Source organism: Methylobacterium sp. J-072 (assembly GCF_022829425.1).
Lineage (GTDB): Bacteria > Pseudomonadota > Alphaproteobacteria > Rhizobiales > Beijerinckiaceae > Methylobacterium.
On the sequence record NZ_JAKSYK010000175.1, the window covers coordinates 22,666 to 33,377 of the forward strand.

At 63.8% G+C, this 10,712-nt stretch carries 10 protein-coding genes; 7 read left to right on the forward strand and 3 right to left on the reverse strand.

Annotated features, from left to right (window positions below):
* The first annotated feature begins 167 nt into the window (after nucleotides 1–167).
* Together MKK67_RS20975 and MKK67_RS20980 are read left to right on the forward strand one after the other, a co-directional pair.
* The gene (locus MKK67_RS20975; RefSeq protein ID WP_243969039.1) at nucleotides 168–512 is read left to right on the forward strand and encodes a hypothetical protein; all 345 of its coding nucleotides are present in this window, start codon (nucleotides 168–170) and stop codon (nucleotides 510–512) included.
* A gap of 786 nt (nucleotides 513–1,298) precedes the next feature.
* The gene (locus tag MKK67_RS20980; RefSeq protein WP_243969041.1) at nucleotides 1,299–1,706 is read left to right on the forward strand and encodes a helix-turn-helix domain-containing protein; all 408 of its coding nucleotides are present in this window, start codon (nucleotides 1,299–1,301) and stop codon (nucleotides 1,704–1,706) included.
* On the opposite strand, the gene MKK67_RS20985 is transcribed toward MKK67_RS20980, so the two are convergent.
* Nucleotides 1,697–2,122, reverse strand: a complete 426-nt coding sequence (locus tag MKK67_RS20985; protein ID WP_243969043.1) for a hypothetical protein — start codon at nucleotides 2,120–2,122, stop codon at nucleotides 1,697–1,699. The two genes, MKK67_RS20980 and MKK67_RS20985, sit on opposite strands and share 10 nt — an antisense overlap.
* Before the next feature lie 723 nt (nucleotides 2,123–2,845).
* Here MKK67_RS20985 and MKK67_RS20990 point away from each other — a divergent pair.
* The 4 genes from MKK67_RS20990 (at nucleotide 2,846) to MKK67_RS21005 (ending at nucleotide 5,562) form a co-directional block, all read left to right on the forward strand.
* Nucleotides 2,846–4,021 carry a YihY/virulence factor BrkB family protein gene (locus MKK67_RS20990; RefSeq protein ID WP_243969045.1) on the forward strand — a complete coding sequence of 392 codons (1,176 nt, stop codon included), beginning with the start codon at nucleotides 2,846–2,848 and terminating at the stop codon, nucleotides 4,019–4,021.
* A 385-nt stretch (nucleotides 4,022–4,406) separates the two neighbouring features.
* A complete protein-coding gene (locus MKK67_RS20995; RefSeq protein WP_243969047.1) occupies nucleotides 4,407–4,610 on the forward strand; it encodes a hypothetical protein in 204 nt (67 codons plus the stop codon).
* A gap of 220 nt (nucleotides 4,611–4,830) precedes the next feature.
* The gene (locus MKK67_RS21000) at nucleotides 4,831–5,031 is read left to right on the forward strand and encodes a hypothetical protein (protein WP_243969049.1); all 201 of its coding nucleotides are present in this window, start codon (nucleotides 4,831–4,833) and stop codon (nucleotides 5,029–5,031) included.
* Between the two features lie 171 nt (nucleotides 5,032–5,202).
* A complete protein-coding gene (locus MKK67_RS21005; RefSeq protein WP_243969051.1) occupies nucleotides 5,203–5,562 on the forward strand; it encodes a hypothetical protein in 360 nt (119 codons plus the stop codon).
* Nucleotides 5,563–5,784: 222 nt separating this feature from the next.
* Here the strand turns inward: MKK67_RS21005 and MKK67_RS21010 are convergent, their stop codons facing one another.
* Nucleotides 5,785–7,338, reverse strand: a complete 1,554-nt coding sequence (locus tag MKK67_RS21010) for a formyl transferase (protein ID WP_243969063.1) — start codon at nucleotides 7,336–7,338, stop codon at nucleotides 5,785–5,787.
* A 446-nt stretch (nucleotides 7,339–7,784) separates the two neighbouring features.
* On the opposite strand from MKK67_RS21010, the gene MKK67_RS21015 reads away from it, so the two are divergent.
* A complete protein-coding gene (locus tag MKK67_RS21015; protein ID WP_313899034.1) occupies nucleotides 7,785–9,065 on the forward strand; it encodes a VpsF family polysaccharide biosynthesis protein in 1,281 nt (426 codons plus the stop codon).
* On the opposite strand, the gene MKK67_RS21020 is transcribed toward MKK67_RS21015, so the two are convergent.
* Nucleotides 9,010–9,681, reverse strand: coding sequence for a class I SAM-dependent methyltransferase (locus MKK67_RS21020; RefSeq protein ID WP_243969054.1), 672 nt, complete (start codon nucleotides 9,679–9,681; stop codon nucleotides 9,010–9,012). The genes MKK67_RS21015 and MKK67_RS21020 overlap by 56 nt on opposite strands.
* Nucleotides 9,682–10,712: the final 1,031 nt, after the last annotated feature.

The following is a 10,712-nucleotide window of genomic DNA, read 5'->3' on the forward strand; positions in this document are numbered from 1 at the left end:
GCTGCCGGAACGACGGGGGGGGGGGGCGAGCGCGACCAAAGCTGTTGGTGCTCGAACCCCATCCAGATCCAACGTCCCTATCCATCGCGCCAGCGATCGGCCCCGGTGCCGGACCTATCCAGTACGGAACGCTACATTGCGTCGCTCTGTTACTGCGGCTTCCGGGAGTGATCACCGCGGAGGATTTCGCGAACGACTGCCCGGTGCCGCTGGGGCTCGCGACGCGCCTGATGCGGGCTGCCCCCGAGACACTGCTCGATCTCCTCGAAGGTATCCCGGAGGCGACGCGGGCGCGGCTAGCCCTATGGCTGTATGGCCGAAGCCATACGCACGAGATCGGCGTGCGCGTCGCGGCGACCTGCGAGCGATCCTGCTTGTATCGGGTCGGTGGGCCCGTCGGCGATGCTCTGCATGAGCTGTCGCGTCAGCCCTATGCGGCGCCGAGCCATGGCATGCATGGTGGCGGTGGACGGCGTCAGATCAGCCTTGGCGGTTCGTATCGGACAGGGTGAGATCAGTCAGGCGCACAGGGGAGGAATGACAATCTGGACGTAGACCGAGCACGTCCATGACCCGGTTCCGGACCCCCGCGTCGATGAGTGGCGCCCCATTCTCAAGCCCAATAATCGCCCCGGGATCGACCCGGGCGAGCACCGCCAAGGTCTCGATTGAGTAGGCACCGCGTATGCGGGCGGCATAGATCTGCGCCGCTATCGCGGCATTCAGGGCGGTAGGCTCGTCGTCTTGGTCGCTCATGGGCCAGCGGTACGTGCCGGCTCCGGGCGAAGTTTCCCCCAACGAGCTTTTTTGAGACTCGGCTACTCCATCCCCGACGGCCGAGGGCGTGGCATGCCAAGCTCGGTCAACCCCAGGAATAGTGCGACGCGCGTCAGCACAGCGAGCGAGAACGTGCAGCCGTTGCCGTTCTCGATAGCCGCTATGACCTCAGGTGCGAGGTGTGCCAACCGAGCAGCGTTGTCCAGAGACAAGCACAGACGGGCTCGTGCCGGGCCAGCGTGCGTCGCGAGGTTGCGCAGCACGACGTGGCGCCGCTCCTCAATCTCATCCATGGAAGGTGCTCGATCTCGCCAGGACCTGCAGCCCTCATAGGGGCGATACAACCGTCGCCGCTTTTACAAAATACCCAGAGTTGCACTCGTGCCCTGCACAAGTTGCAGCTGTTGCTCAGCTGCACTAACGGTTGTCTCGCACAATCAGGTACAATCCTCAGTCGATTTTAGGCGACTGTACCAGCGGCTGCGCGTTCCGGCATCCCCTCGTAGAAAGCCAATCCTGCGATGACCGCCACCAATACACCGAAGCTGGCGACTGAAGCTGATCGCGCGATCGGCAGCCGCATCGCGGCGCTTCGGGCGGCACAGGGTCTGAGCCAGACCGCGCTCGGTCACGCCATTGGGGTGAGCTTCCAGCAGGTGCAGAAGTACGAGAAGGGCCGCAACCGGGTCGGCGCCAGCCGTCTGCAGATGATCGCGGATCAGCTCAGGGTGCCAGTCGAGACGTTTTTCTCCGACACGGCGCCGGTGGATGCCGGAGTCGCGCCCGTTCAGACCTATTTCGACGATCCGAAGGTCGTCGAGCTCGTCCAGGCGTTCACGAGCATCGCCGACGCGCCGACGCGCGAGAGTGTTCTGTCGATCGTGAAAGCAGCGGCCACAATCCAGCAGAGGCGTGCCTTTCAGGCATAGGGCCCACCAAACAGGTCGCCTGATGCCTTCCGCCGGAACAGCGTGCGCCATCGCCGCCTCTGATGCTCCGGCCGGTCGTGGATCATGTGGCATCGTTGGCAGAAGGCCGCGAGGTTGGCGTCTGCGTTGTTGGCCGTGTTGTGATCCCGGTGAGCGGCGGCCAGCACGACATAGGTCCGGCGGGCGCGGCCGAGAATGTCGGTGCCCGCCCCGATCCGGACCCGGCGCCCCCATCCATCGCGCCATCGGCCAGCCTCAGCATCCCACCAGCGGCCATCGCCGAGGTGATAGACTAGCTGGCCGTGCGGCCGCCCGCAGCTCTCGCAGCGCCCCTGCGCCCGGCCGAAGCGGATCGCCATCGACAGCTCGCGCCAGTCGATCGGATAGAAGAAGCGGTGTTCTGGCCGGATCGGCATGATGGCGCACTGTGCCACCCACCGTGAAGAAAGCGTAGCCTTAGGGCGCCTTCAAGGGTCGCCTAGGGCCAGCGGCATGTCACTGACGCGTCCCCTGTTACCGTCGGAAGCTTAGCCTTAACTAACGCTTCAATGCGCGTTCGCCTATGCAACGCCCCTGGGCAGGCAAGGGGAAGAAGCGTGACAGGGACGCCGGCAAAGAGAACCAGCCCACTGGCGCGTCTTCGGGTTGGCCGGATCAAGCCACCTGCCGTCCAGCCTCGCATTCCACCCCTTGATCCACTGCCCCAGCGCGCCCTTACGGCATCCGATCTCATCGCTATGTCGCGAGCTGCATGAAAAGCAGATGGACATCGCGAGGAACAGGCCAGGCTCAGCAGGTAACGCCGTTCTCAATCAGCGGCTGATCGGGGGCGCTCGGAGCAGTTGCGATCCAGCTCTTGGCGATCAGGACTGTGCCTTGCCCTGTGCACCCGCCGTCAGCCCGACGTCGTGCTAAAATGGGCTGCGAGGCGAGGCTCGACACCGGCCCCGCCGACCTCCATCCCGAGCGCATGCCTGAGCAGAACGGCCAGACCTCAAGCCTTTGGGGACGATCTGCTGGCGCGCTCCGTTTCATCGCCCCGAAGATTGTGTCCTGAAGCTTCTGGTTGCAACGTTCGGAGCCACACGCTGTTATTGCGCGTGATGCTATAGCGCAGCTTAGCGCGCGGAAATTTTTAAATGACGTCCCATCACCGAGACCGCTCGCAGCCCGGCTCCGTCGAGAAGGGAAACTCCCTCGCCTGGACCTTGGCGCTGACCACCGCGCTGCTCGGCATCGTGGCATTGCCACGACGCACGGCCCGTACAGGATCCGGCGCCTCCGCAGCAGGTTCGGACAGCGGGGATGGAGCGGCACGCCGGACGTCTCCCTCTCACACCGGTCGTGACGCCCAAGAAGTAGCGCGCACGCAGGCTGATCGCGGACGGCAAGCCAAACACCCGACCGAGATCCCCGCCAAAGGCTGGAAGGACATCGCGCTGCGTACCTACCGGGACGTGAACGAGAACCGGATCATGCTGGTGTCGGCCGGCGTAACCTTCTTTGCGTTGCTGGCGATCTTCCCGGCGATCGCCGCCCTGGTGTCGGTCTACGGGCTCGCGGCAGACGCCTCGACCATCAACGATCAACTCACCAGCCTGCAAGGCATTATGCCCCAAGGTGCCCTCGATATCCTCGGCGATCAGGTCAAGCTGCTGGATGAGAAGGGAAATGCCACGCTTGGCCTCAGTCTTCTCGTGAGCGTTGCCCTGTCGGTGTGGAGCGCCAACGGTGGCATGAAGCACATCTTCGACGCGCTCAACCTCGTCTACAACGAACGCGAGACGCGCAACTTTTTCGTCCTGAACCTCGTCTCGCTGGCCTTCACCGCGGGCGCGCTGGCGTTCCTGATCCTGGCCCTCGGCGCCGTTGTGGTGCTGCCCGTCGTGTTCGAGTTCATCGGGATCGGCAAAGATGCATGGTGGCTGGCCCTGTTGCGCTGGCCTGTCCTGCTGCTCGCGGTTCTGGGCGGCTTGGCGGTCCTCTATCGCTATGGTCCGAGCCGGGACGCGCCGCGCTGGCATTGGGTCACCGGGGGGAGTGGCGTGGCGGCGGTGCTGTGGCTTGGCGGCTCGCTGCTGTTCTCGTGGTACGTCGCCAATTTTGGCAGCTACAACAAGACCTACGGCTCGCTCGGGGCGGCGATCGGGTTCATGACCTGGATCTGGATCTCGACGATCATCGTGCTGCTGGGCGCCCAGCTGAACGCCGAGATGGAGCACCAGACCGCCGAGGACACCACGGTGGGCAAGCCGCAGCCCCTAGGCACGCGAGGAGCGAAGATGGCCGACAGCGTCGGCGCTGCAGCGGAGTAGGGCGTTACCGTCCCACCTCGGCGTTCCTCAGCATCCCGTAGAATTTCCCCGGGTCGAACATTGCCCGCGCCTGTTGCAGCGAGATCGGCCGGCCACCTCGACAGACACGGCCACGCTCGCCATCTTAGGGCCATGACCGACCATCGCGGCCAGACCTACGACCCGCAACACGAGCCCACGGTGAGGATGTAGTATCCGACCAGTTGGTCAGGTCCGCCAGCCGCACGCGGCCGGGAGGATTATTCTTTGAATTACCTTGATGGCGATAACCGTTGGATCGAGGAGAGCCCCACATCTAGGGTTGCATATAGCAATCCTATACCCGTCTGGCCGCTCCTATAGGCTGAAACACGATCTTGCAGCCGCATCTTGGGGGGATGACGACATGCTCGACGAAGCCGACATTCGACACGAGATTGTGGTCCAGCGCCTGATGGGGCGCCTTCAGAGCCACGCCCGCGAACTCAACCTCAATGACGGGTTGGTCCGCCACATCGTCTCGCGGGTCATCCGCGACATGCCCTTGTGCCCGGACGACGAGCGAGTTTCTGAGGCGCGCCAGTGGATGGCTATCGCCGCAACGATGTAGCCGGCGATCCGTGCCGACCGCGTACAGGGACAGTAAACTACCCTGCGCCACCATACCCTCAGCGATTGGCTCCGGCCGCGCGCCGGAAGAGTAGCACCGGGGTCTCCACCCCTCGATACTCGGTGCGGCCTCGCCGGCGCAGTCGCGTTCAGTGTAGATGTTGTTGCCGCCAAGCTTGAGCGCGGATAGAGCCCCTGCCTGTGATCTGGAGCAGGCGCTGATGGGCGACGACGTGACCGCCCTGCTCGTCGCTATCGCGCGGGAGAACGCTGATCTACGCCAGCAACTCGCGATCGCCCAGGACATGCTGATGGAGACCGCGATCGATGCCGGGAACCTGCATGCCTTGATCGAGGCGGTTCAGGCCGAGCGCGATGCTTGGCGGGACGAAGCTGGACGGCTCGCAAGGTGCGGTTTTTAGGTAGCGTAATCGTTCAGTCGTCACCTGGTTGGTGTGAGCTGCGACGATGCCTCGATCAGAGCTGGCTTCTGGTTGGGATCGCGAGCGTAATGCAAGACGGCCGGTGTGTCCGATCCGCGCTCGCCTCCTCGGCGTGGACCAGCTTACCTCGTCCTGAACGAGGGGCTGCTTATGAAACGATACATCGCCGCGATCCTTCTCACCACGATTGGTCTAGGGGCTTGCCAGACCGGCGCCCCAGGTCCGCAACAAGCTGGGTCCGGGCTCCGTGGTGCTGCACTTCTCCAAGAGGATGTCGTCCGCCTTAGAGCAGATCGCGATGCGCATCGGATCAGCTACACGGAGTGGGCTGAACGTACCCAGGCGGCCGCGCGAGCCAGTGTGCTGCTGAGCGCGCAGGAAGAGGACGCGCTGGAGTACCGCAAGCAGCTCGCACGCCGTGTGGACGCTGGAGAAGTCACGCCGGCTCAGTTCGATCGCGAGAATGAACGCGCCCTGCAGCAGCTGAAGGCTCAACGCGGAAGAGCCTGACCGACGACAGCTAGCCTCTTGCCTGCAACAAGACCGGTTCTTCCCGGCAGTGCGCCCGAGGCGTTCGCGACACCGCAAGGCGTGCGGCGGGCAAGCACGTGACGACAGGCTCTCTCCGTGCCAGTTCCCCGCAGAGAGCCTGTGAAGCCTTGGCCGGGCAGTCGTGTGAGGGTCGGTGCGGCGGCGGGACTGGACACCGCAAGTGCCGGCCCATGGCCCGGATCAGCTAGAGGCTAAGGCTGCGGCCGAAGTCTGTCTCACCCTGCCACCGATCATCGCCTTGATACGGGAAGCGCGGGCCGATCCGTCGATGCACTCGATACCGCCACCGGCATTCAGGGTGTGGAGGCAGTTGCCTGGCCAGGCCGGACCGGGTGTGATCCGGCTGACGATGGTCTGCGCGAACCCGTCAGGGTCGAGGCGGTCTATCCGTGCCAGACCCAGAGCTCGGCCGTAGCCCTGAGAACAGTCCTGTACAGGGCGGATCAGATGACCGCCACGTTCGACGATCCGTCCAGCCGGGCGAGCGGTCGAGGGATCGATCAATACGGGATTGCCCGGGTGAGCTGTGTAGGGGCCGCGGAAATCGGGCGCCGACCAGATGTGGAGCGCATCGTGGTAAGACCCCGACCCAAGCGGGGCGCTCGGACCAGCATCTCGCACGGTCGCGAATATCCACCAGTGGCCGGCATGTTCGACCAGAGTTGCATCGCTGGCCACTACGCCCGAGAGCAGCGTGGCTTCCTTGACCCAGCCTCCGGGGAAGCGCGTCGCCCGGTAGAGATCGACCGTGCCCGCCGCGGAACTCTCTGGCACCATCCAGGCCTCGCCGTCGCGCTCGAACACGAACGGGTAGGATAGGTGATGGGGCTCCTCCAGCACCGGAACCGGCGTGCCCTCTGGGCCATCCGGGCCGAAGCGGACGGCCGAGATGATCGCCTTGCCCGTGGCGTGCGGGAACTCCTCCACGAAGACGTGCGTGCTACCGGCGAAAGCCAGCGGGAAGGGATCGGCATAGAACCGACGCGCGTCATCCAGCAAGGTGTTCCAGCCGGTATCGGGATGACGGCCGAGGTCAAATAAGTCTGGACCGTCGAGGCGGCGCCATCCGGTACGCCAATGCGGAGCATTGTAGCAGAGCCTGTACAGCCGGCTGGCCACGTTCCTAGCGAGCAGTCGGGCTGAACGCCTACCAAGAGCTCTGGCAGGAAGGGCGGGGGCGACACACTGAACCAGATCCGCCCTAATCCCCTCTTCGGGACGGCCACTCAGCCGGTTCGTAAGCGCGGCTGTAATCACCGTAGTTGTTCGTGCCAGAGCGTCCTCGAAGGATATGGCTATCGAGCCTCGATGGTCCGTCCCCAGGATGCCGGAAGCCACGACACGTTCGTCTTGGATGAGTTCAAGCTGCGGCACACGTCCGGCGAGGAGGCTCATAAGCAGGCCGTTTTCACCGATGCCGCCATCGTAGGCCGGGCGCCACACGGGACAAGCGGCGACTGCATCACCACAAAGATCGAGCACGAGATCGGCGGCCATGGGGCGGGCCCAAGCTGCCAAATCGGCCGGCGGTAGGTTCAACGACCCGCCCAGGTTTAGCCCGTAGACTAGCGCCTCAAGCCGGAACAACAGATCGGCGCTGGAGGGCCAACCCTTTGGACCTGTGGCGATATCGACGCTGACAGCCTCAACTCCGGGCGTATCAGAGATCCGCTGCAACAGCCCGGTGTGCCAACGGCGTGATCGCGCGCCGTCCAGACGAACTCTCACATGCATGATGAGCACGTCTCCACTTAGCGCTTCAACCCACCGAATGTCGGCTAAGGATGCGCTCTACCGGCCAATCGGTAACAAGATTGATAACCGCCAACGCTGAAGAGAAATTTGCTGCGGAGCGTTTACCAGATACCCAGTGATCGCCGCTGATACCTGCACCCCATGGGCGGTTTTTAGGGATTTCCATCAGTCTAAGCGGCTATTCCGGAAGCGGGTAGAGGCTGCTGGAATACGCTCGGCTGGAAACGATGGTGACTGATCGTGGGACTGATCGACCATAACAGCGCTGTCGCGGCCCAACTCGCGCCAGTTTCCGGGCTTCTCATGCCAAGAAGGCTTGGCGCGTGAGGACTGCCCAACCCGCCGGCTTCGCGCGTCGGCGCGCGTCGTGGTCACGATCGAGAACAACCTTACGCGGAGCCACGCGCGCCGAACCGCTGACGTTCGTGATTTTCACGCTGCTACTCGTCGGGCTGTCCGGCGGCCTGCTGTGGACGCTGGGGTTCAACTACGAGGGGATTACCGGATCGCCCACATCGAAGATCCACCCGACGACCTATCTGGCGATCGCCATGTGCGGCTGGGGCATGCTACGCGCCGGCAATCCCGTGATCCCTGTGGTGCAGGCCCTAAACCGCAAGCCGGCCTGCGTGCTGCTGGCAATCTGCGGCGTGCTGCTCCTCGTATTGATCGCAGCCCGCGGTGGAACCGGGCTGGCTGGCTCGATCGATACCTTCGTGCTGGCCGGTCTCGTCCCGATCCTGCTCATGGATCGCGATGCCGCCACGTTGGGACGGCTGGAGAACGTCTTTCATTTCGTCATGCTCGCCAATGCCCTGCTGGGACTGTTTGAGTTCGCCAGCGGCCAGCGCTTCTTTCCGTTCCGCATGGATGGCATGGCGTTTGAGACCGACACGCGCTCGGCCGCGCTCCAGGGCCACCCACTTACCAACGCGACGGTGACGGCCTGTTACGTCTTATCCCTTGCCATGGGCGGCGGGAGGCTCGTGCCAGCCTTCCGGGCCGCGATGATCGCCCTGCAGCTCGTAGCCCTCGTCACGTTTGGTGGGCGGGCAGCCACGGTGACAACCCTAGTCTTTGGTGGAATGGTTGGGCTCGTGACCCTCAACCGAACGCTACGCAACAATCGGATCCCGCTGGCTGGGGCGGCATGCGCATGCTTTGCGCTGACGATGGCGCCGGTGCTCGTGGCTATCCTGGCTACCGTGGGTTTCTTCGACACCCTTCTAAGCCGGTTTGTCTCCGACGGCGGCAGCGCCCAGGCTCGGGTCGACATGCTGGCGATCTTCGACGCTATCCCGTTCCGGCAGCTGCTGTTGGCACCCGACCTCCTGCAGGTAAGCACCCTGCGGCGGATCTACGGCTTGGAATGGGGCATCGAGAACTCGATCATCTCGGACGTGCTCTATCACGGCGTCTTGGTGACGGCGTTGCTCGTCCTGGCTGTCGGGCTCTACCTCGCCGAGGTCGCCCGAGGGTGCCGACGTGGGGTCTGGCTGCCGATCCTGGCGTTCGTGATCCTGGTCAACACCTTCGAGGGCCTAGCCGGCAAGACCACGATGCTGGCCAAGTTCGCCCTGATGCTGATCGTCCTGTTCCCGGTGAACCGGCTCGCGACCGCCCCTGAAGGTGGTCGTGAGCCAGCTCAGGTCAGGCGCCCTGGAGAGAGCCGCGGCCGTGGCCGTGCGCTGTATAGGACTTCGTGAAGCCGAACAGGCGCTCGCGCACGAGTTGGGCGTCGGGCAGTAGGGCCCGCATATCCCGCGCACGAAGCAGATGGGTGTTGTCGAAGTAGGACTGCATCTTCTCCGGCGTCGGCCGGCTGAGCAGCGCCCATAGGCCGAAGCGGATGAAGCGCCGCCCGTAAGGACGCGGCAACCAGTGGATCGCCGGCAGAACGAAGTGTGGTTCGATCGGGAACGCGTAGGCCGGTGTCTGGACGAAGTAGCGTCTGCAGACGCGACGCACTTCGCTGCAGAAATGGGCCCGCTGCTCGGGCGGCACGTGCTCGATGACCGAGTTGCAGATCAGAACGTCGAAATGGCTATCTGGATATGGGATCCGGGTACCGTCGTAGAGCTCGATCTTCAGGGCCTGCAGCCTACCGGTGTGGCTGCGAGCTGAGCCATCGTCCTCGATGTTTAGAAGCGTCAGATCCGCCGGGATCATGTCCTCCGGCATTTGCTCCCAGAAATGGCGTGATCCACCGAGGTCGAGCACGCGCAGACGCGGCAAATCCGGGCAGCGCTCACGCAGCACACGACTGCGGCGGCGGCGAAACCGTCCCGAGAGAGCATCGACGAACGCAACCCAAGGATCCATGTCCAACTCTTTTCCACGCAATAAGAAGGTTGGATTGAGCTTCCTCGGATCGCGAGCGCCTGTCTAGAGATGGCACCTCTATATCGACTCTTTGGGAGTGGGATACGCCAGCTAAAACAGATCATGCTTTACGCAGCACATGCTGCCAGAACCGCTACTAAGCCCTACAGGAGGGGCATCAGCAGTCCGAAGTCAGCACGAGGGGGCCAAGCGCACTCGTCTTACGTGCAAACTGCCTCTCTCCGGCCAATCGCTGAAAATACGAAGTCCGTGTCACGCCGAGGGCAGGCATAGGCAGGGACAGCCTGGCAAAGCATGGGAGAGCTGGACACTGGAAGCGCCGGCTCAGGCCCCCAGATCATCGGTGATAGAGAACGACAAAGGCCCGCCCCGGGGGCAGGGGCGGGCCCTTATGCGACGACGCTCACGAGGCCGCGCTGAAGCCCTGTTTTGGGAGCCGTAGCGCTGCTCTGTGGACGTTCGAACCGCAGGGCCCGGTCGCGCATCGATGCTGCGGCTTGGTGCTTAACAGCGCGTCAACGGGGACTGGTCGGTAGCGGTGTGGTCACATCCCGCCGTCTGAGGTATCCTCCAAGATCGAAGTTGGCTCTGCGGTGACGTTGGGAGTGTCCTGAGACCCGTCCGCGAAGCCTACAGGGTGGTCGACTGGGGGGAATAGATCCGCCAATCCGGAGGCTACACCGTGCAGTACCGGATCATGTGAGGAGCCGACGGAAGGCGTGTACGGGTCAACAGTTCGCATGCGGAACGCGGGTCTGAACCTGATGGGAAAGTGAGTGGCCCTCGAACCACTCTTGATCTGGGGTAATAGCGCTTGAGGTGGAAGGTTGAGAAGATTTTCGCGCTTGGGTTGTGACCCAGGTCCGCTGCGGCGATCGCGCGGTTGCGAGTAAGACGCGCGCCAAGCGAGACCTCAGGGATGCCGAAGCCCCCCGACATCCCCGGCCCGCTGATGGACGGGCTGGACGTTGTCCGCAACGCCGGGCACAGCGAGGAGGAGAAGGTGTACG

Coding starts and splice junctions, on each gene's coding strand:
- MKK67_RS20995 (WP_243969047.1), top strand. CDS start 4,407: ATGCTCGACGAAGCCGACATTCGACACGAGATTGTGGTCCAGCGCCTG.
- MKK67_RS20990 (WP_243969045.1), top strand. CDS start 2,846: ATGACGTCCCATCACCGAGACCGCTCGCAGCCCGGCTCCGTCGAGAAG.
- MKK67_RS20985 (WP_243969043.1), bottom strand. CDS start 2,122: ATGCCGATCCGGCCAGAACACCGCTTCTTCTATCCGATCGACTGGCGC.
- MKK67_RS21005 (WP_243969051.1), top strand. CDS start 5,203: ATGAAACGATACATCGCCGCGATCCTTCTCACCACGATTGGTCTAGGG.
- MKK67_RS21020 (WP_243969054.1), bottom strand. CDS start 9,681: ATGGATCCTTGGGTTGCGTTCGTCGATGCTCTCTCGGGACGGTTTCGC.
- MKK67_RS20980 (WP_243969041.1), top strand. CDS start 1,299: ATGACCGCCACCAATACACCGAAGCTGGCGACTGAAGCTGATCGCGCG.
- MKK67_RS21000 (WP_243969049.1), top strand. CDS start 4,831: ATGGGCGACGACGTGACCGCCCTGCTCGTCGCTATCGCGCGGGAGAAC.
- MKK67_RS21010 (WP_243969063.1), bottom strand. CDS start 7,338: ATGCATGTGAGAGTTCGTCTGGACGGCGCGCGATCACGCCGTTGGCAC.